The sequence below is a fragment of the Bradyrhizobium sp. UFLA05-109 genome (genome assembly GCF_054185165.1).
Map to the genome: position 1 here is coordinate 75,645 of NZ_JBBIAR010000004.1, position 19,358 is coordinate 95,002.

At 64.2% G+C, this 19,358-nt stretch carries 18 protein-coding genes; 9 read left to right on the forward strand and 9 right to left on the reverse strand.

Going from position 1 to position 19,358, the window contains the following annotated elements; all coding sequences use genetic code 11:
* Positions 1–127: 127 nt before the first annotated feature.
* The 5 genes from Q3C01_RS03800 to Q3C01_RS03820 all read right to left on the reverse strand — a co-directional run bounded on the left by Q3C01_RS03800 (position 128) and on the right by Q3C01_RS03820 (position 3,871).
* Complete coding sequence (locus tag Q3C01_RS03800; protein ID WP_458144102.1) at positions 128–1,009, reverse strand: 3-hydroxybutyryl-CoA dehydrogenase; 882 nt, start codon at positions 1,007–1,009, stop codon at positions 128–130.
* Between the two features lie 190 nt (positions 1,010–1,199).
* Entirely contained in the window at positions 1,200–2,144 is a 945-nt protein-coding gene (locus Q3C01_RS03805; protein WP_458143954.1) for an electron transfer flavoprotein subunit alpha/FixB family protein, read from the reverse strand.
* On the reverse strand, positions 2,144–2,893 hold the full coding sequence (locus tag Q3C01_RS03810) for an electron transfer flavoprotein subunit beta/FixA family protein (RefSeq protein ID WP_027522144.1): 750 nt from the start codon (positions 2,891–2,893) through the stop codon (positions 2,144–2,146). The genes Q3C01_RS03805 and Q3C01_RS03810 overlap by 1 nt, the downstream gene beginning before the upstream one ends.
* Positions 2,894–3,021: 128 nt before the next feature.
* On the reverse strand, positions 3,022–3,594 hold the full coding sequence (locus Q3C01_RS03815; RefSeq protein WP_458143956.1) for a cob(I)yrinic acid a,c-diamide adenosyltransferase: 573 nt from the start codon (positions 3,592–3,594) through the stop codon (positions 3,022–3,024).
* Positions 3,595–3,676: 82 nt separating this feature from the next.
* The gene (locus tag Q3C01_RS03820; protein ID WP_027522142.1) at positions 3,677–3,871 is read right to left on the reverse strand and encodes a twin transmembrane helix small protein; all 195 of its coding nucleotides are present in this window, start codon (positions 3,869–3,871) and stop codon (positions 3,677–3,679) included.
* Between the two features lie 199 nt (positions 3,872–4,070).
* Here Q3C01_RS03820 and Q3C01_RS03825 point away from each other — a divergent pair, with 199 nt between their 5' ends.
* Positions 4,071–4,931, forward strand: a complete 861-nt coding sequence (locus Q3C01_RS03825) for a YihY/virulence factor BrkB family protein (RefSeq protein WP_458144103.1) — start codon at positions 4,071–4,073, stop codon at positions 4,929–4,931.
* Here the strand turns inward: Q3C01_RS03825 and Q3C01_RS03830 are convergent.
* Positions 4,858–6,195 (reverse strand): ATP-binding protein, encoded by a 1,338-nt coding sequence (locus Q3C01_RS03830; RefSeq protein WP_458143959.1) that lies wholly within the window; start codon positions 6,193–6,195, stop codon positions 4,858–4,860. The two genes, Q3C01_RS03825 and Q3C01_RS03830, sit on opposite strands and share 74 nt — an antisense overlap.
* 87 nt (positions 6,196–6,282) lie before the next feature.
* Positions 6,283–7,155, reverse strand: a complete 873-nt coding sequence (gene gluQRS / locus Q3C01_RS03835; protein ID WP_458143961.1) for a tRNA glutamyl-Q(34) synthetase GluQRS — start codon at positions 7,153–7,155, stop codon at positions 6,283–6,285.
* Between the two features lie 185 nt (positions 7,156–7,340).
* Between gluQRS and Q3C01_RS03840 the strand changes: the two genes are divergently transcribed.
* The 8 genes from Q3C01_RS03840 to Q3C01_RS03875 all read left to right on the forward strand — a co-directional run bounded on the left by Q3C01_RS03840 (position 7,341) and on the right by Q3C01_RS03875 (position 15,009).
* Positions 7,341–8,081 (forward strand): DNA-3-methyladenine glycosylase family protein, encoded by a 741-nt coding sequence (locus Q3C01_RS03840; protein ID WP_458143963.1) that lies wholly within the window; start codon positions 7,341–7,343, stop codon positions 8,079–8,081.
* A complete protein-coding gene (locus tag Q3C01_RS03845; protein WP_458143965.1) occupies positions 8,078–9,163 on the forward strand; it encodes a DUF2855 family protein in 1,086 nt (361 codons plus the stop codon). Before Q3C01_RS03840 ends, Q3C01_RS03845 begins: the two co-directional genes overlap by 4 nt.
* A gap of 75 nt (positions 9,164–9,238) precedes the next feature.
* Positions 9,239–11,002 (forward strand): flavin-containing monooxygenase, encoded by a 1,764-nt coding sequence (locus Q3C01_RS03850; protein WP_458143967.1) that lies wholly within the window; start codon positions 9,239–9,241, stop codon positions 11,000–11,002.
* 126 nt (positions 11,003–11,128) lie between these two features.
* Positions 11,129–12,100, forward strand: a complete 972-nt coding sequence (locus tag Q3C01_RS03855) for a peptidyl-alpha-hydroxyglycine alpha-amidating lyase family protein (protein ID WP_458143969.1) — start codon at positions 11,129–11,131, stop codon at positions 12,098–12,100.
* Positions 12,101–12,398: 298 nt separating this feature from the next.
* Entirely contained in the window at positions 12,399–12,956 is a 558-nt protein-coding gene (locus tag Q3C01_RS03860; protein ID WP_080135068.1) for an HNH endonuclease, read from the forward strand.
* Between the two features lie 138 nt (positions 12,957–13,094).
* Positions 13,095–13,289 carry a hypothetical protein gene (locus Q3C01_RS03865; protein WP_458143971.1) on the forward strand — a complete coding sequence of 65 codons (195 nt, stop codon included), beginning with the start codon at positions 13,095–13,097 and terminating at the stop codon, positions 13,287–13,289.
* A 129-nt stretch (positions 13,290–13,418) separates the two neighbouring features.
* Positions 13,419–14,678, forward strand: coding sequence for a glycosyltransferase family 87 protein (locus tag Q3C01_RS03870; RefSeq protein WP_458143973.1), 1,260 nt, complete (start codon positions 13,419–13,421; stop codon positions 14,676–14,678).
* Between the two features lie 109 nt (positions 14,679–14,787).
* Positions 14,788–15,009: a dodecin gene (locus tag Q3C01_RS03875; protein WP_458143975.1), complete on the forward strand. Its 222-nt coding sequence runs from the start codon at positions 14,788–14,790 to the stop codon at positions 15,007–15,009.
* A 21-nt stretch (positions 15,010–15,030) separates the two neighbouring features.
* On the opposite strand, the gene Q3C01_RS03880 is transcribed toward Q3C01_RS03875, so the two are convergent.
* Positions 15,031–15,225: a hypothetical protein gene (locus Q3C01_RS03880; protein WP_458143977.1), complete on the reverse strand. Its 195-nt coding sequence runs from the start codon at positions 15,223–15,225 to the stop codon at positions 15,031–15,033.
* Positions 15,226–15,397: 172 nt separating this feature from the next.
* Positions 15,398–18,973, reverse strand: coding sequence for an autotransporter domain-containing protein (locus Q3C01_RS03885; RefSeq protein ID WP_458143979.1), 3,576 nt, complete (start codon positions 18,971–18,973; stop codon positions 15,398–15,400).
* Positions 18,974–19,358: the final 385 nt, after the last annotated feature.

Sequence of the window (19,358 nt, forward strand, 5' to 3'; positions counted from 1 at the left end):
AGGTGCGGATTGCCGGATGGGCAAGGCGAAGCGTGCCCACCTCTTCTGCTGCAAGCGAGGAGAGATGGTGGGCACGGCGCTCCGCGCCTTTGCCCACCCTACGACACCTGTTGTCGAATGGACGGGTTTACCGCGTCGGGACCGGCTTGGCGCCGCGGTAGTCGTAGAAGCCGCGCTGCGTCTTGCGGCCGAGCCAGCCGGCTTCGACGTATTTCACCAGCAGCGGGCACGGGCGGTACTTCGAATCGGCCAGCCCCTCATGCAGCACTTGCATGATGGAAAGGCAGGTATCGAGGCCGATGAAATCGGCCAGTTCCAGCGGGCCCATCGGGTGATGAGCGCCCAGCTTCATCGCGGCGTCGATCGCCTCGACGTTCCCGACACCTTCATAAAGCGTGTAGATCGCCTCGTTGATCATCGGCAACAGAATGCGATTGACGATGAAGGCCGGGAAATCCTCGGAGACCGCGACCTGCTTGCCCAGCTTGGCCACGAATGCCTTGGAGGCCTCGAAGGTGGAATCATCGGTGGCGATGCCGCGGATCAGTTCGACCAGCTCCATCAACGGCACCGGATTCATGAAATGAATGCCGATGAAGCGCTCGGGGCGGTCGGTGGCCGCGGCCAGGCGGGTGATCGAGATCGAGGAGGTGTCGGAGGCGACGATCGCCTCGGGCTTCAGGACGGCGCAGAGCTCGTGGAAAATCTTGCGCTTGACCTCCTCCTTCTCGACCGCGGTCTCGATCACGAGGTCGCAGTCGGCGAGGTCATCGAGCTTCTCGGCAAGGGTGATGCGCGACAGCGCCTTGGCCTTGTCGTCCTCGCTAACGGCCTTCTTGGAGACCTGGCGCGACAGATTGCCGTTGATGGTAGCCATGCCCGACTTCAAACGGTCAGCCGAGACGTCGTTGAGCACCACGTCGAAACCGGCCAGCGCCGCGACATGAGCGATGCCATTGCCCATCTGCCCCGCGCCGATCACGCCGACCTTCTTGATTTCTGCCATAATGTCATCCACCGGAACGGCGCGGATGCCGCGCCCTGCCTATCCCCCGTGAGCCGAGGGTCCGATTTAATCAGAACCCGGGCTCGAAACCTAGATTGGATCGCGCCCTTCCACGTGCCCCCGCGAAAGAAACCGCCTCAGAAATGAAACACCGGCCGGTGTTAGGACATCCGGCCGGTGTTTTTACGGTGTTTTACTTCCCGAGCTTGCCGAGTTCGGCCGTAAGCTCAGGAACCGCCTGGTAGAGGTCGGCGACCAGGCCGTAGTCGGCGACCTGGAAGATCGGCGCGTCCTCGTCCTTGTTGATCGCGACGATGACCTTTGAGTCCTTCATACCCGCGAGATGCTGGATCGCGCCGGAGATGCCGACGGCGACATAGAGTTCGGGGGCCACGACCTTGCCGGTCTGGCCGACCTGCCAGTCGTTCGGCGCATAGCCGGCGTCGACCGCCGCGCGCGAGGCACCGACACCGGCGCCGAGCTTGTCCGCGAGCGGCTCGATGTACTTTGCGAAGTTTTCGCGGCTCTGCATCGCGCGGCCACCGGAGACGATGATTTTCGCCGAGGTCAGCTCGGGGCGGTCGCTCTTGGCGACTTCCTCGCCGATAAAGGACGACAGGCCCGGATCGGCTGCCGCCGCGACGCTCTCGACGCTCGCGCTGCCACCGGCCGGCGCAGCGGCGAAGGTCGAGGTGCGCACCGTGATGACCTTCTTGGCGTCCTTCGACTTCACCGTCTGGATGGCGTTGCCGGCATAGATCGGCCGCTCGAAGGTGTCGGGCGCGACGACCTTGATGATCTCCGAGACCTGCATGACGTCGAGCAGCGCTGCGACGCGCGGCATCACGTTCTTGAAGCGCGAGGTCGCAGGCGCGACGATCGCGTCATAGCCGGACGCCAGCGAGACGATCAGCGCGGCCAGCGGCTCGGCGAGATCGTGCGCGTAAGCCTCGCCGTCGGCGAGCAGCACCTTCTTCACGCCATTGAGCTTTGCGGCGGCGTCCGCCGCACCCTTGGCGTTCTGGCCGGCGACCAGCACGTCGACGTCGGTGCCGAGGGCAGCGGCCGCCGTCAAGGCCTTGTTGGTCGCATCCTTCAGCGACGCATTGTCGTGTTCAGCAATCAGAAGCGTCGTCATCAGAGCACCCCGGCTTCGTTCTTGAGTTTCGACACCAGCTCGGCGACGTCCTTGACCTTGACGCCGGCCTTGCGGCCCGGTGGCTCCGTCGTCTTGAGAACTTCAAGACGCGCAGTGACGTCGACGCCGTAATCGGCGACCGTCTTCTCCGCGATCGGCTTCTTCTTCGCCTTCATGATGTTGGGCAGCGAGGCATAGCGCGGCTCATTGAGACGGAGATCGGTGGTGACGATCGCCGGTCCCTTCAGCTTCACCGTCTGCAGGCCGCCATCGACCTCGCGCGTGACCTTGAAGTCGCTGCCTTCGACCTCAAGCTTGGAGGCAAAGGTCGCCTGCGACCAGCCGAGCAGCGCGGCCAGCATCTGGCCGGTCTGGTTGCTGTCGTCGTCGATCGCCTGCTTGCCCAGAATGATCAGACCCGGCTGCTCTTCTTCGGCGACCTTCTTCAGGATCTTGGCGACCGCGAGCGGCTCCACGTTGCCGTCCGCCTTCACCAGGATGCCGCGGTCGGCGCCCATGGCGAGACCGGTGCGGATCGTCTCCGACGCCTGCGCCGGTCCAATGGAGACCACCACGACCTCGGTGGCCTTGCCGCCTTCCTTCAGGCGCAGCGCTTCCTCGACCGCGATTTCGTCGAATGGGTTCATCGACATCTTGACGTTGGCGAGTTCAACGCCCGACCCATCGCCCTTGACGCGGACCTTGACGTTGTAATCGACCACCCGCTTTACCGGCACTAAGACCTTCATCGATCCTCTTTCACTTGAATTCTTGAGGGGGGTTATCAACTGGCGCGGAACCTAATGGCCCGGCCCAGTCCGGTCAACGCGCGCGGAGGCCCAAAAATTGGCTTTGCGAGCCAATCTTGGCGGTTTGCTTAGCGGTTCTGGCCCGGCACCCAGAGCACGTCGCCAGCGCCATTATGATTGGCTGCGCGGCTCGCGACAAACAGGAAATCCGACAGGCGGTTCATATATTGGATGCCAGCCGCCCCGACCGGCTCGTCCGCCTTTGCAGCGAGTTCCACCATCACGCGTTCCGCGCGGCGGCATATCGTGCGCGCGACATGGAGATGGGCGGCGGCAGCGGTTCCGCCCGGCAGCACGAAGGAGGTGAGCGGGGCGAGCTTTTCGTTCAGCGCGTCGATGTCGCGCTCGAGCCGCTCGACCTGGCTCGCCACTACCCGCAACCGTTCACCTTTGCCGTCTCGCTCGGGCACCGCGAGATCGGCGCCGAGATCGAACAGGTCATTCTGGATCCGGCCGAGCATCTCATCGAGCTCCGGCCGGTCCTTGACGTGCAACCGCACCACGCCGATCGCGGCATTGGTCTCGTCGACGGTGCCATAGGCCTCGATCCGCAGATCATATTTCGGACGGCGCTCGCCGGAGCCGAGCGCGGTCGTGCCGTCGTCACCGGTACGGGTGTAGATACGGTTGAGAACGACCATGTTTGCCTCTCCAGCCGCCGGCTTCTCAGTGTTTGAGCATGATCTTGTCGGAAAACCGCTGCACACTTTTCCGGATCATGCTCTAGCGCCCCATCGCCCAGACCGCGAGCATGGCGATGACGATCGCCACGAACTGAAACAGCACGCGCAACCGCATCAGCCTCTGCGAGGTGTTGGGCGAGCCGCCGCGCATCATGTTGACGAGACCGAGCAGCAGCACCAGCGCCACGGCGCCGACAGCCACCGGCAGGATGAAAGAACTCAGGAAGGATGCCATTAGGGGTAGATAACACTGTGTTTGCCGCTGCGCCATCGCGGCGCGATCTGGCTTTTAGGCCAATAATATCAGAAGCTAAGCGGATGATCGTTGATTTGAGCCAGCCCGCACGATTCGCCTCTCGCCGCTTGCGGGGAGAGAGCGCAGAGCAGCGCCGGGGTTCGCAGTGAGGCAGATCCGCTACCTCTACCTCGTTGTGATGGACGCGTTCTATACGTTCCTGGCTGACGACGGCTGGGCGATCGCGAGCCATATCGCGCTGTCGACGCTGATGGCGTTGTTCCCCTTCCTGATCGTGCTGACCTCGCTGGCGGGCTTTTTCGGCTCCAAGGAGCTCGCTGACCAGGCTGCGGGACTGATGCTGGAAGTCTGGCCCAGGCAGGTCGCCAACAGCCTCTCCGGCGAGATCCACGATGTGCTGACCACGACCCGCACCGACGTGCTGACCATCGGCGCGGTGCTTTCGGTCTACTTTGCCTCGAACGGCGTCGAGGCCTTGCGGGTCGCACTCAACCGCGCCTATGCGGTGGTCGAGATGCGGCGCTGGTACTGGCTGCGGCTGGAATCGATCGGCTATACGCTGGTGGCGGCCTTCACCGCCCTCGCCATGGCGTTCCTGATCGTGCTGGGACCGCTGCTGATCGAGGCGGCGAGACGGCACATTCCGCTCATCGTCGAATCCAACGAAAACATCCTGACCTGGGTGCGCTATGGCATCACGATCGGCGCGCTGATCGTGGCGCTGTTCATCCTGCACGCCTGGCTGCCGGCGGGGCGACGCGGCTTCCTCCAGATCCTGCCCGGCATCGTCTTCACCATGGTGGCGTCGCTGATCTCGGGCATCGTGTTCGGGCAATATCTGGCGCGCTTCGCCAACAACTACGTGACGATGTATGCGGGGCTCGCCTCGGTGATCATCGCGCTGGTGTTCCTGTATTTCATCGCCGCGATCTTCGTCTATGGCGGCGAACTCAACGCTGCGATCATCAAGTCGCGGCTTCCTCACGGCGTCTCGCTTCAAGCAGCGCAGTCGCTAGCGCACGCGGAGACACGGGCTTGATCAGGAAGGCGTCGGCGCCGGCCTCGCGCGAGGCCGTCTCGTCCTCGCCGCGGCCGGAAATGCCGATGATCGGGATCTGACCGAGCGGGGGACACATCGTGCGGATGCGTTTGATCGCCTCGATGCCGTCGATGCCCGGCAACACCATGTCCATCAGCACCGCATCGAAAGCGCCTTGCGCAAGCCGGTTTTCCGCGTCCTCGCCACGACCGATGAACTCCGCATGATGGCCGAGCTCGGTCAGGATGGTGTTGAGCACGACGCGCCCGAACGGATTGTCCTCGACGCTGAGCACGCGCAAGCCCGTCGCCGCATCCTCCCCGCGACCGTCGTGCGCTCCTGACTCTGCGGATTTTTCCGCCTTGGCCGAGGTCAGGGAGACCGTCAATGTGAAGGTCGCGCCGCCGCCGCGCCGGGGCGCGACCGTGATGTCGCCGCCCATTGCGCGCGCCAGCTGCTTCACCGATGACAGCCCGAGCCCGGCGCCGCCAAAGCGCGAGGCGATGGTGACATTGGCCTGCGAGAAGGGGCGGAACAGTCGCTTGATCTCGGCCATGGTCAGCCCGATACCACTGTCGGACACCGCGAAGGCGACGCCGATCTTGTGCCTGTCCTTGGCTTTGCCTTTGGCGGTTGGCGATGGCGTGGCCGAGAGCGCGACGCCCCCCTGCTCCGTGAACTTCACGGCGTTGTCGATCAGGTTTTCCAGCGCTGCACGCAGGCGGACGGGGTCACCGACCACCAGCGCGGGAAGCTTCGGCGAGATGTCGACCTGGGCCTGCAACCCCTTGGCGGCCGCCCGACCCGCAAGTGAGTCGCCGGCCGTGCGCGCAAGCGCGCGCAGGTCAAACAGATCCTGGCCGAGGCCACCGACGCCCTTGGCTGTCTTGGCGGCGTCCACGAACAGGGTCGCAAGGCTCGCCAGATGCTCCGCGCCGGCCTTGATGGTGTCGGCCCAACGGCGCTCGCGCTCACCAAGGTCCGAGGTCGCCAGCAGATCGCTGATCGCGAGGATTCCGGTCAGGGGGGTGCGGACCTCATGGGCAAAGGCCGCGAGTGCGGCCTGAACCACGTCTGCCGCGGCAGGTCTTGTGCTCGCCTTGGCACTGGTCTTGGCGCTGCGCTTGCCTGCCACCGCGGCACGCTGCTTTCCACGCGTGGCGGCAAGCGGCTTGGCACGCGACTTCACACGCGACTTGGCACGCCTCTTGGGCAGCCGCCCGGACGACCGCGTGGTGCGCGCGATGCGCGTTTTCGCCGCCATGTTTCCCCTTGAACCCCGGCTGGAGGTCACCATGGCACGGAGCGGCCCAGGGAGTCACGGAGGCGTTTTGCTAAACCCCAGAGAAACTTAACGTAATCCCACCAACGCGCGGATGTCGGCAGGGAGCGCTCCGGCCGCGCGCAACTCGCGCAAACCCGTGGCGCTATTTGATTTGGAGAGTTTTTGCCCCGCCGTATCGCGGATCAGCCGGTGGTGGCGATAGGCGGGCGCGGGCAGGCCGAGCAGCTCCTGGAGCAGGCGGTGGACCGACGTGGCCTGGAACAGGTCCTGACCGCGCACCACCTCGCTTACCCCCTGAAGCGCATCGTCGACGACGACCGAGAGGTGATAGCTCGTCGGCGTCTCCTTGCGCGCCAGGATGACGTCGCCCCAAGCCTGCGGTTCGGCAACAATACTGCCCTGCTCGCCCGCGGGCCCCTTCCCGTCTTCGCGCCAGGCGAGGTCAGCCACATGGCAACAGGCGGCAGCCATGTCGAGCCGCAGCGCATAAGGCACGCCGGACGCGATCAGCCCCGCGCGCTCGTCCGCGGAGAGCGATTTCGCAGTGCCCGGATAAAGCGGCGCGCCGTCCGGATCGCGCGGCCAGGGGCTATCCACCTCGCGCTGTGTCACCAGCTTCGCGATCTCGGCACGGCTTTCGAAGGCGGGATAGACGAGGCCAAGGGCGGTGAGCCTGTCCAGCGCCGCGCGATAGGCGCCAAAATGCTCCGACTGCCGCCGCACCGGCGTCTCCCAGGCGATCCCGAGCCAGGCGAGGTCCTCGTAGATCGCCGCCTCGAACTCTACCCTGCAGCGCGTCGCATCGATGTCCTCGATGCGCAGCAGGAAGCGCCCGCCCGTCTCACGCGCCCGATCGAAGTTGAGCAGCGCGGAGTAGGCGTGGCCGAGATGTAGGTAGCCATTCGGACTAGGGGCGAATCGGAAAACGGGTGGCGTCATGCGACAGACCTCGTCATGGCCGGGCTCGTCCCGGCCATCCACGTTCTTCAGTGCGGCACGACGATCATGTCAAGTTCACCAGCTGATACCCCAACGCCACTCATGCTAAGAATGACGACCGTCCTGGAGAGGCGTCATGGCCGGGACAAGCCCGGCCATGACGCAGACGGAGATCGTGTTCTGAAATGACCATCCACCTCGAAACCCAGTCTGATCTCGAAGAGGCCATTGAGGCGCTGGTCAAGCGTGATACCCGGCTGAAGCCGGTGCTGGAGGTCGCGGGCATGCCGAGCCTACGGCGGCGCGAGCCAGGCTTTGCGGGGCTGGCGCATATCGTCTGCGGCCAGCAGCTCTCGACCGCGAGCGCAGGCGCGATATGGGGACGGTTGAACACCGCCTTCGATCCGTTCGACCATGAGGCCGTGCGCCGCGCGCGCGCCGACCGGCTCGGACGGCTTGGCCTATCGGCCGCCAAGATCAAGACGCTGAAACATCTCGCGCGCGAGCTCGCGGCCGAACGACTGAACCTCGACGTGCTCGCCGAGGAGGACGCCGACGCTGCGCATCACACGCTGATCGCGCTGCCCGGCATCGGGCCGTGGACCGCCGACGTCTATCTGTTGTTCTGCCTCGGCCACGGCGATGCCTGGCCCGCCGGCGACCTCGCCGTACAGGAGGGAATCCGCATCGGGCTGGGTTTGAAAACCCGCCCCACCGAGAAGCAGATGGCGCCGCTCGCCGAACCCTGGCGCCCCCTACGCGGCGCGGCTGCGCATCTGTGGTGGAGCTACTATCGCGCGGTCAAGAAACGCGAAGGCGTCATCGCGGGCGAAGCGAACGCCGTTTTAAACAATGTTGCTGTTGCAAAGCGCTCACGGGTGAAAGAGAAGATGCCGGCACGGAAAAAGCCGGGACCTTCACCATGACATCGACCGACTTCATCGTTGCGCGCAACGACCTCGAGCAATGCAAGCTGATCGAGACCGCAATTCCCGATGCAGCCAAGCTGCCGGCGGATGCGATGCTGGTAAAGGTCGAGCGCTTCGCGTTCACCGCCAACAACATCACCTATGCCGTGATGGGCGACGAGCTGAAATACTGGCAGATCTTTCCGGCGCCGCAAGGCTTCGGCAACATCCCGGTATGGGGATTTGGCGAGGTCATCGCATCGAAACATCCTGGCGTCGCCACCGGAGAGCGGTTGTTCGGCTATTTCCCGATGGCAACGCATCTCGTCATCGAGGCGGTCGACGTGAGCAAGCGCGCTCTTCGCGACGGCGCCGAGCATCGCAAGCAGGTGTCGCCGGTCTATAACGTGTATTCCCGTGTCACCGGGGATCCGGCGTTCGCCGGGCATCAGGGCGATCTCCAGGCGCTGCTGCGGCCGCTGTTCATGCTCTCTTTCCTCGTGGACGATTTCCTCGCCGAGAACGACGATTTTGGCGCGCGCAGTGTGCTGCTCTCGAGTGCATCGAGCAAGACCGCGTTCGGGCTCGCGCATCTCCTGCACAGCCGCGGGCGCAAGGTGATCGGACTGACCTCGGCCGGCAATGCTTCCTTCGTCGGCTCGCTGCCCTGCTACGATGAGGTCGTCACGTATGATCGCGTCAGCTCGCTGCCGACGGATATTCCGGTCGCCTTCGTCGACATGGCCGGCAGCAGCGCGTTGCGGGGCGAGCTGCACCACCACTTCGGCGACCAGACGGCATGCTCACTGCGCGTTGGATTGACGCATCGCGCGACCGACGCCGACGAAGGTGCGCTGCCGGGTGCGAAGCCACGCTGGTTCTTCGCACCGGATCACATGCGCAAGCGGGCGAAGGACTGGGGCCCGGGCGGTATCGACCAACGCTTTGGCGTGGCATGGTCAGGCTTTGCGCCGATGCTCGAAAAATGCCTCGCCGTGATCGAGAGCCGTGGGGCCGAGGCAGTGCAGCAGATCTATCTCGACACGCTGAAGGGGCGTATTCCGCCTGAGCAGGGCCACATGCTTTCCCTACTGGGGTAGTCGGCTTTTGGCTCCTGCCAAAACAGTATAGCGTTGACCTGAGGAAACGCCGCGAAGACGGCCACGAGGTCGCGCATGCTGGACAGGACGAAGGACATTCTTGTGTCCGCGCAAACCTGGCTCGACCAGTTCGAGCAGGCGCTCGGCGACCCCGGTCATGGCGCGCTGCATAAGCTCTTCCTGGCCGACAGCTACTGGCGCGACGTGCTGGCGCTAAGCTGGAACCTGCAAACGATCGCCGGCCGCGACGCGACCGTGCGGGAATTGAGCACGCTCGCACCCGAAGCTGCGCCAAGTTCTTTCGAGATCGCATCGAGCCGCGCGCCGCCGCGCTGGGTGACTCGCGCCGGAACCAAGACGATCGAGGCGATCTTCTCGTTCGAAACCGCCGTCGGACGCGGCAGCGGCATCGTTCGGCTACTGCCCGATGCCGATGACGGCGACCGCCTGAAGGCGTGGACACTGCTCACCGCGCTGGAGCAGCTGAAGGGATTTGAGGAGCAGCTCAACCGGACTCGGCCGCGCGGCCAGGCCTATTCGCGCGACTTCCGCGGGCCGAACTGGCTCGATCTGCGCAAGGCATCCGGCGATTATGCCGATCGAGATCCGGCCGTGCTGGTGATCGGCGGCGGTCAGGCCGGGCTGGCGATCGCGGCGCGGCTGAAGCAGTTGAACGTCGACACGCTGATCGTCGATCGCTGGCCACGCATCGGCGACAATTGGCGCAAACGCTATCACGCGCTCACCCTGCACAACCAGGTGCAGGTCAATCACCTGCCCTACATGCCGTTTCCGGCGAACTGGCCGGTCTATATCCCCAAGGACAAGCTCGCGAACTGGTTCGAGGCCTACGTCGATGCGATGGAGCTGAACTATTGGACCGGTACCGAGTTCGAGGGCGGCACTTACGACTATGCGAAGGAATGCTGGATGGTCACGCTGCGCTGCGCCGACGGCACGACGCGCACCATGCATCCGCGCCATGTGGTGATGGCGACCGGCGTCAGCGGAATCCCGAACATGCCCGATATTCCGAGCCTGAAGGATTTCAACGGCACGCTCGTGCATTCCAGCCGCTATGAGGACGGCGAGAACTGGGCCGGCAAGCGCGCGATCGTCATCGGCACCGGCAATAGCGGCCATGACATTGCGCAGGATCTCTACTCCAGCGGCGCGGAGGTGACGCTGGTGCAGCGCTCACCGACGCTGGTTACCAATATCGAACCTTCGGCACAGCTCGCCTACGCGACCTACAACGAGGGCACGCTCGAGGACAACGATCTGATCGCGACCTCGATGCCGACGCCGCTCGCGGAGAAGACCCATGTGATGCTGACGGAACAGTCGAAGACGCTCGACAAGGAGCTCTTGGACGGCCTGCGGCGCATCGGCTTCAAGCTCGACTTCGGCGAAGGCGGCACGGGCTGGCAGTTCAAATACCTCACCCGCGGCGGCGGCTATTACTTCAACGTCGGCTGCTCCGATCTCGTCGTGAAGGGCGCGATCGGGCTCAGGCAATTCGAGGACATCGAAAGCTTCGTCGCCGAGGGCGCGCGGATGAAGGACGGCGCGATCATATCCGCCGACCTCATCGTGCTCTCAACGGGCTACAAGCCGCAAACCTATCTGGTGCGAAAACTGTTCGGCGATGCCGTCGCCGACCGCGTCGGCCCGATCTGGGGCTTTGGCGACGGCCTTGAGCTGCGCAACATGTATGCGCGCACGAAGCAGCCCGGCCTGTGGTTCATCGCCGGCAGCCTGGCGCAATGCCGCATCAATTCGAGATTCCTGGCGCTCCAGATCAAGGCGATCGAGGAAGGGATGTTGGGGCGAACATAACCCTCGTCATTCCGGGGCGCGCGTCAGCGCGAGCCCGGAATCCATCCATCCGCGCGATATGTTGCACAATGGATTCCGGGCTCGCAACTTTCTCGCGCCCCGGAATGACAGAAGGAGGGACAACCAATGCCAGCCATACTCGGCTCGGGCGAGCATCGTTACCGCGTTGTCGAAAACTGGGCCAAACTGCCGGACGGCTGGCAGCTCACCGACGTCGCGTCCGTCGCGGTCGACAGCAAGGACTGCATCTACGTCTTCAACCGCGGCGCCCATCCGATGGTGGTGCTCGACCGCGAGGGCAATTTCCTGCGCAGTTGGGGTGAGGGACTGTTTAACCGTGCTCACGGCCTGCATATCGACGCCGACGACAATCTCTATTGCACCGATGACGGCGACCACACTGTGCGCAAATGCACGACCGACGGCAAGGTGCTGTTGACGATCGGCATCCCCGAGAAGCCTGCGCCGTTCATGAGCGGCAATCCGTTCCATCGCTGCACCCACACCGCGCTATCGCCGAAGGGCGAGGTCTACGTCTCCGACGGCTACGGCAACGCCCGCGTCCACAAGTTTACACCCGACGGCAAGCTGATGATGAGCTGGGGCGAGCCTGGCACTGATCCCGGGCAGTTCAACATCGTTCACAACATCGCCACCGACACCGACGGTTATGTCTACGTCGCCGACCGCGAGAATCATCGCGTGCAAGTGTTCGACGGCAACGGCAGATACGAGACGCAGTGGAACAACCTGCATCGGCCCTGTGCGCTGTGCTGCTGCGGCGGAAGGAAGCCGACCTTCGTGATCGGCGAGCTCGGACCCGGCATGGCCGTCAACCGCAAGGTGCCCAATCTCGGGCCGCGGCTATCGATCGTCGATGCCAAGGGAAAGCGGATCGCGCGGCTCGGCGGCGAGGACGGGCCGGGGGTTGCGAGCGGAAAATTCCTGGCGCCGCACGGCATCGCGCTGGACTCGAAAGGCGACATCTATGTCGGTGAGGTCGGCGTCACCGACTGGAAGACGAGTTTTCCCGACGAGGAAATGCCGGCGGTGGTGCGCGCCACGCGGTGTCTGCAGAAGCTGGAGCGGCTGCGCTAGCTAGCGTCTTATTGCGTGACCGGCGGCAGCGCCGACGTCCCCGATCACGACCTGTTGTTCCCGGAAGGGGCGCGCAAGCATTCGCCGAGGAAGCGCGCCACCGAATCAGTGGCGCGCCGGCGGATCGGCGGATTGCGGCGCCGTGAATGACTTCTCCGAATAACGGCTTTTTTGCAGCCTGTTCCAGCCCACCGGCGGCCTTAATAAGTCGCTCAACGGGCTTCACAATCCCGTCACGCTGCATGTAGTATGTCAATACATGCTGCTTCGCAGCGTACATGGAGGCCAGGAGCGTTACTTGAACGCACATGTCTCGCAAGGCAGTTGGCCGGTCTTGGTGCTGAATGCGGATTTCCGGCCGCTGAGCTACTACCCGCTGTCTCTCTGGTCGTGGCAGGACGCGATCAAGGCGGTGTTTCTCGATCGCGTCAACATCGTCGCCCACTACGACCAGGCGGTACGAAGTCCGACGTTGGAGATGCAACTACCGAGCGTCGTCTCGCTCAAATCCTTCGTCAAGCCGACCACCCATCCTGCCTTCACCCGGTTCAACGTCTTCCTCCGCGACCGCTTCAATTGCCAATATTGTGGCTCGCCCGAGGACCTCACCTTCGATCACATCATCCCGCGCAGCAAAGGCGGCCAGACCACCTGGGAGAACGTGGTCGCGGCCTGCTCGCCCTGCAATTTGCGCAAGGGGAATCTCACGCCGGCGCAGGCAAAAATGTTTCCAAGGCAGGCCGCGTTTGCGCCGACCGTGCACCAGCTCCACCGCAACGGCCGCCTCTTTCCGCCGAACTATCTTCACGACAGCTGGCTCGATTATTTGTACTGGGATACCGAGCTGGATCCGTAGAGTCTTACTCGCGTTTCTCTTCATGAGTCTGGCAGAGAAGCGCGAACCTGCGGGACCGACCGGCGATTTCCGGCGTTGGCGCTAGCTTGCCGCGGCCGCGGGACGGGAACTTATCGGGCCGCCGGACGTTGTATCCGTATGACAGTCGATCATTCGGTACGCCCGCCCCGCATTCTCACGCCTGACGAGCGCAGGGCGCGCGACGAGGCGCGACGGGCCGATGCGGAGCAGGCCATGCGCGAGCATGAGGCCGCGCAGAAGGCGCTCTATTCCAACATGGAGCGGCTGAGGGCGGAGCGGCGGGCGCGCGAAGCCCGATCGAAAGACCGATAGGCCCGCGTCTCGCGGGCTCGGGGCGCCAAATCCTTTCCGGTTCGTTACCGTCCTTTAAGCCTCCCACGGCAATCTCGGGCCTGATGGGCGATGTAGTTTTGTGCACGCCGCCACCGGGCCGAGATCGTCATGCTTGCCGAAGCGCTGGAGCAGATTCAGTCCTCGCCGTCGAGGCGGGCGATCTATGTGCGGGTCATCCTCGCCGCACTGGCGGCGATCGTCATCGTCAAGACGTTCTGGTTCGCACGCATCGGTCCCTGGCACTTTCGCGAGCTCGCCGATTTCGACGCGTTTCACATCGTGGCACAACGGGTCTGGCTCGGCGATGTCGGCGAGGTCTACCGGCTCGCGACCTTCGGCAAGATGCAGGCAGACGTGGCCGGCGGCACGACCGGTGTGATGCCCTGGACCTACCCGCCGCAATTCGACCTGCTGCTTGCGCCGCTCGCCTTGCTGCCGGTCGGTGCAGCATATCTGATGTTCACCGCCCTAACGCTCGCGCTCTATCTCGTCGCGTTATGGGCGATCGCGCGCGAGAAGCTCGCACAAGTCCTGATCATCTCGTTTCCCGCACTCGTGGTCACGATCGGCTGCGGCCAGAACGGCTTTCTCACCGGTGCGTTGATCGGCCTGTTCTGCCTCACCTTGCAGAAGCGCGCGGTGCTTGCGGGGCTTGCGCTCGGCGCGATGGTCATCAAGCCGCATCTTGCCGTCGCCGCAGCCGTCTATCTCCTGGTGACGCGTCGCTGGACCGCGATCACCGCTGCCGCAGCGGTAGTGCTCGTGAGCTCACTCGTCTGCACGCTGATTTTCGGCCCCCAGATCTGGGCCGCACTTGTAGCCTCGGTGCGGGAGTCGGCGAGCTATCTCGACCAGGGCTTCTACCAGCTCTTCCGGATGATCTCGGCCTATGCGGCGCTGCATACGGCAGGCATACCCGCCACGGGTGCCATCTGGGGACAGATCGCCGTCGCTACGTTCGCGCTGCTTGCGGTCGTGCTCAGCGCCTTGCGCGGGCCCTCGCCAGGCTTCGCGCTCGCCGTCACCGCGATGGCCTCGGTGATGATCAGTCCCTATGCCTATGACTACGACCTGCCGATGCTGGGGATCGGCCTGGCACTCGCGCTCCCGGATCTTGACCACATCGCGTCGACACGCGAACGCAGCGCGATGTACGGGCTGATCCTGCTCGCCGGCGCCTATGGGCTCGCGCTGTCGACGCAGGCGTCGGGGCAGCAAGCCGCACCGGCCATGGCCGGTTTTGCCTTGATGGCCGTGCTCGCGCTGCTGCTGCGATGGCAATTGCGCGATGCGGCAGCCGTTCGCAACGGCAGCGCGGGTCACCTGCCGCGCAGTGCCCTCCGCGATGCCCTCCATGTGCCAGACTAGAAACCGGCGGCCAGGCTGCGCGTTCACCTCTGGACTTCGTTCAGGCGCAGTTTAGTCTCTTCAGACGGAAATCCTGACTTGCGCCTGCCGCCACTCATGGAGGTTCGTCATGACTACTCAAGACAAGGATCACGTCTACAAGATCCTGGAACTGGTCGGATCGTCGGAAAAGTCGATCGAGGACGCGATCCAGAACGCGATCAGCCGCGCTGCAAAAACCATCCGCGAGATGAAATGGTTCGAGGTCGTGCAGACGCGCGGCCATATCGAGAACGGCACCGTGCGCCACTACCAAGTCACGCTGCGCGTCGGCTTCACGCTCGAGGCATGAACCGGCGCGTGACGAAATCGATCACCGGTCGTGGTTCGGGACCCATTCCTCGGCGGTCGAGTCCCAATGATGGGTATCGTCGAAATGCCGCCAGGGCGGTCGCTGGGGTTCGAACTCAGTGGGCATTTTTCGCAGTTGGAAGATGAGCGCACCAAGCCTGGTCGTCCAGCCGCGAGTGCTCTGTTCCAGGTTCGGCCTGTTGACGGTGGTGAGCATCGACACCTCCTTCAAGCAAGAAGCCCGGTCATTCTAGCATCAGCAGAACCATACCGGTGTAAAAAGCTTCACACTCCAGAATGAACCTTTCCAGCTCCTTTTGGGTCAAAAAGGAAGGGCGTGGCGTCCCACATCCATCGGTACCGCAACAGGGGTGTGGTCGGCCGACCGCTCACCAAGCGTAGCGAACGGTGCCCTTGCCTGAGTAAGACTGCGTGACGTTCGAAAACTCGCCTTCAAACGTTCCCGCGGCCGACCAGCCGTTCAGCCATTTCATTTCCACGGACGCGGTCGTAAGTGCTGAGTCGCGCGCCTGCGCGGCGCCGTTGACGACGAAACTTGCGCCGGGCAGCGCCACGAAGGTCGCAGCGATCGAACGGTCCGGACTGAAATCATGCGCCCAGGCAAAACGGCCGCGCAACGTCAGCACGCCGTCCGGCATGGCGAAGGACTTGTCGGTGCGCATACCCAACTCGCTGCGAGTGTCGGTGACGCTCGTTGACGCGTAGCTCAACGCGAATGCTGACGTGCCGGAGATAACCTGCTCGGCATAGGCCGGCAGATCGAACGTCGTGAACTGCGCCGCGCCATAGGGCGTGAGGCCGATCCCGCCGATCCACGGCGCGACGAAGCGATAGCCGCCTTCGAGGCGGCCGGAAAACGCATTGGCGTTGAATTCGGCGCGCAGATGATCGGCGCCGGCGATCGTCACCGTGCGATCGGTGGTGATGTCCTGCCAGCCATAGGCAAGCGCGGCGGAGATGTACGCCGGACCATTGGTGTGGCGCAGATAGGCGCCGGCCTGGAACAGGTCGGAGCGGCCGGAGCCGAGACCGCTCGCGACGCTGAAATTGGTCCCGCCGCCGGCCAGCGCAAAGCCGGCGAGCGTATGTGCCGAGACTTGGTAATCAGCTCCGACGGCGGTGCCAAACACGCGACTCGTGGTGTCGTTCGAAGCCGTCACCGTGTTGCCGTCGGTCGCTTGCGCCCCGCCGAAGCCTGCGGCCCACACGCTCCAGCGCGGCTCGAAGCTCTTCGGCGGCGCCTTGGTGACCATGGCAAAGGCGTCGGTCCGCTTGCGTGCGGCGTAAGCGCTGACGTCATCCTCGTCTGCAAAGCCGGACACGCCGCCGGTCGACTCCATTCCGCCGCTGTGCGCCGCGGAGGGATCGGTCAGCAGACCCATGAACTGGCCCATGGCATTGAACGTCGTCTGCTGCGAGGCGGTGGCGAGCTCTCCGGAGGCTTGCGCCAGGCCGGCCGGCGTCAGCGCGCCATAGAGAAGCGGAATGCTGCCATTGGCATTGAATAAACTGCTCAGCGCGTTGCCGACCGCCTGCTGATTGCCGTTCAACCCACCAGGAATCGCAAAATTCAGGATCAGGTTGAGATAGGCATCGTGGGCGTCATAGCTCAGTGTGGCGTCGAAGTTCGTCGGCAGGTTGGTGTGGACGACGGTCGATGCGAAGGTCCCGGACACGCCACCGCTCGCGGTGAGGATGGTGTAGGTCTTGCTGATGTAGCTGCCGCTGGCGAACACCGCATTGACCGTGGCGCCGCCGAGCGTCGCCGTTCCGGTGACACTCGCATAGGATGCCGTCGACGGGTTGACCTGAACGAGATAGATCGCACCCGACTGGAAGGCGAGATTGCCATTGATCGTCATCAAGCTGCCGGGCGTGCCGTTGCCAGGCGCAAACGTGCCACCGCTGTTGACATAGGTGTCGCCGACTGAACCGCTGCCGGTCAGCGTGCCGCCGCTGTTGACGGTGGGATCGCTGAGCGTGCCGATGACATCGAGGATGCCGCCGTTGACCGTCGAACCGCCGGTGTAGGTGTTCGTACCGGTCAGAACCGTCGTGCCGCTCGTCGTGGTCAGGCTCGCGCTGCCGCCGATGCCGTTGAGGACACCGCCGGTCGAGGTGATCGCCGCATTCAGATTGCCGTTCTGGATCGTTCCGCCGGCGAGACTGACAGCCGCCTGCGTCTGCGTCGTGCCGCCCAGGTCGAGCGTGCCGCCAGCAACCGTCGTCGTGCCGGTCACAGCACCGAGCGTGCCAGCCCCTGAGAGCTGCAAGGTGCCCGCCGAAATGGTCGTGCCGCCGGAATAGGTATTGGCGCCTGAAAGCACCAGCGTGCCCGGCCCCGCCATCTCGAGAAAACCGGGCGAGGTGCCATCGGAAATCACGCCGGAGATGGTCTGCGTCGTCGCGGAAGGCGGCGTGAAGGTCGGATCGCCGGAGATCGTGATGTTGTTCGCGATGGTGAAATTGCCGGTGCTTGCGAAAGAGAGCGTCGTCCCTTCGGCCATCGCGAGCGTCCCGGTGCCGAGCGCGGCATTGTTGCCGACCACGAGCGTGCCAGCGTTCAGCGTCGTGCCACCGGAATAGGCGTTGGCTCCGGTCAATGCCAGCGTGCCGCTGCCGAGCTTGGTGAGGCCGCCACTTCCGTTGATCTGTCCCGATAATACCCCATCAAAGGATTGGATATCGATACTGCCACTGCCGGCATTCAAGGTGATCAAGCGCGCCGAACTGAAGCTCGCGCCCCATTGCAGGGTACCGCCGCCGAAGGTGAGTGTACCAGTGGCAGAACCAAACGTGCTATCTGCGCTGACGTTCAGCGTGCCTTGGTTGATGGCCCAGGATGTCACGGCACTGGTCGAGCTGGTGAGGGTCCATGTGCTGGCGCCGGTCTTCACGAACGTTGCGAAGCCCTGAAATTGCGCGGACGATCCGATCGTCGAGGCGTCGAAGCTGCTATTGGTCGATCCGCCGAGTTGCAACTTATCGGAGCCGGTGCCAACCACATTGCCTGTGATGGTTGAGCCCGCATGCAGCTCCAGCACATTGCTGCCGCCGGTAAAAGTAATGGCGTTGGCGCGCGTCACGCCATCGCCGGCCAATCCGCCAGTGATCGTGCCGCTATTGGTAATCTGGAGGTTCGAGCCGGTAACGCCGGCTCCCCCGGCACCATTACTGGCACCTTGAGAGGCATAGCCGCCATTAGCGCCAATGCCGCCATTCCCGCCAGTGATCGTCCCAGCGTTGATTAGCCCAGCACTTATGAGCGACACGCCGGCACCGCCATCGCCACCGTTGCCAGTCCCGCCGCTGCCGCCGTTGCCGCCGCTCCCGCCGCTTATCGTATTGTTATTGGTGACGTTGTAGCCAGCGGTCGCCGTGCCAAGGCCGATACCGCCGCCGCCGCCGGAGCCGCCTCCGATATTGAAGGACACACTGCCTGATCCGCCGTTGCCGCCGTTGCCGGCGATGATCGTCCCAGAGTTCACGTAGCCGCTGCCACCTGTCAGCACGACGCCGTAGCCGCCGGCTCCGCCGCCGCCACCACCGCCGCCATTTGAAGCCCCATGGCCGCCATTCCCGCCGCTGCCGCCGGTAATCGTCGAGGCGTTACTGCCCCCGGAAACAACCGCCCCATGGGCACCGCCTCCGCCACCGCCTGCGCCGGCGGTGCCGCCGGATCCCCCGTCGCCGCCATTGATGCTGCCAGTGCAGCCGGCCTGCCCTTGACCACAGCCTGCTGTTCCGCCGGAAATGCTTGCGCTGCCGCCAGCACCGCCGTTACCGCCGATCGATCCGCTGCCGCCGCCGCCAGAGTTGCCGCCCCCCGATGAAGCGGAGCCGCCGCTGCCGCCGGCCGTTATCAGATTGCTGGCGCCGCCCGTTACGCCGCTGCTACCATCGCCACCAACGACCTGAGCGAAAGCGGGCCATGACACCAGCATCAGTAGCATCGATGCCGCAGGCAGCGACAGCGTAGATCGCCAGCGCCCGGGATCGGCGGAGCCAAATGCGTTGCTGGCGTATATCTGCGAGCGCCCAGACGACGCGAAGTGTGGCGCTATGCACGATCGGCAGGCCGCAGCCTTCACAAGCTCGAGGGCCTTGCCTTGCAGCCGACTAACCAACAACCCCATTCGCAACTGCAGGCCGAACCTCATTTCCGAGCTATGTAATCTGGCGGTCATAACGAAATCCTCGGACCCGAACTGTGGCGCGCTCGATTAAAGAATAGGCAGCGGCGATAAACGTACTTGAGACAATCCTTAACTGGCAGTCTGCGCGGCCCATGTGCCCGGAGTCTCAGCGGCAGATTCATGCCGCCACTGA

Bases quoted from the DNA above. Each gene is read 5' to 3' on its own strand.
- Q3C01_RS03865 (WP_458143971.1), top strand. From the start codon at position 13,095: ATGACAGTCGATCATTCGGTACGCCCGCCCCGCATTCTCACGCCTGAC.
- gluQRS (WP_458143961.1), bottom strand. From the start codon at position 7,155: ATGACGCCACCCGTTTTCCGATTCGCCCCTAGTCCGAATGGCTACCTA.
- Q3C01_RS03845 (WP_458143965.1), top strand. From the start codon at position 8,078: ATGACATCGACCGACTTCATCGTTGCGCGCAACGACCTCGAGCAATGC.
- Q3C01_RS03885 (WP_458143979.1), bottom strand. From the start codon at position 18,973: ATGCTGGTGTCATGGCCCGCTTTCGCTCAGGTCGTTGGTGGCGATGGT.
- Q3C01_RS03875 (WP_458143975.1), top strand. From the start codon at position 14,788: ATGACTACTCAAGACAAGGATCACGTCTACAAGATCCTGGAACTGGTC.
- Q3C01_RS03820 (WP_027522142.1), bottom strand. From the start codon at position 3,871: ATGGCATCCTTCCTGAGTTCTTTCATCCTGCCGGTGGCTGTCGGCGCC.
- Q3C01_RS03805 (WP_458143954.1), bottom strand. From the start codon at position 2,144: ATGACGACGCTTCTGATTGCTGAACACGACAATGCGTCGCTGAAGGAT.
- Q3C01_RS03870 (WP_458143973.1), top strand. From the start codon at position 13,419: ATGCTTGCCGAAGCGCTGGAGCAGATTCAGTCCTCGCCGTCGAGGCGG.
- Q3C01_RS03840 (WP_458143963.1), top strand. From the start codon at position 7,341: ATGACCATCCACCTCGAAACCCAGTCTGATCTCGAAGAGGCCATTGAG.
- Q3C01_RS03850 (WP_458143967.1), top strand. From the start codon at position 9,239: ATGCTGGACAGGACGAAGGACATTCTTGTGTCCGCGCAAACCTGGCTC.
- Q3C01_RS03880 (WP_458143977.1), bottom strand. From the start codon at position 15,225: ATGCTCACCACCGTCAACAGGCCGAACCTGGAACAGAGCACTCGCGGC.
- Q3C01_RS03815 (WP_458143956.1), bottom strand. From the start codon at position 3,594: ATGGTCGTTCTCAACCGTATCTACACCCGTACCGGTGACGACGGCACG.
- Q3C01_RS03855 (WP_458143969.1), top strand. From the start codon at position 11,129: ATGCCAGCCATACTCGGCTCGGGCGAGCATCGTTACCGCGTTGTCGAA.
- Q3C01_RS03810 (WP_027522144.1), bottom strand. From the start codon at position 2,893: ATGAAGGTCTTAGTGCCGGTAAAGCGGGTGGTCGATTACAACGTCAAG.
- Q3C01_RS03825 (WP_458144103.1), top strand. From the start codon at position 4,071: ATGGACGCGTTCTATACGTTCCTGGCTGACGACGGCTGGGCGATCGCG.
- Q3C01_RS03830 (WP_458143959.1), bottom strand. From the start codon at position 6,195: ATGGCGGCGAAAACGCGCATCGCGCGCACCACGCGGTCGTCCGGGCGG.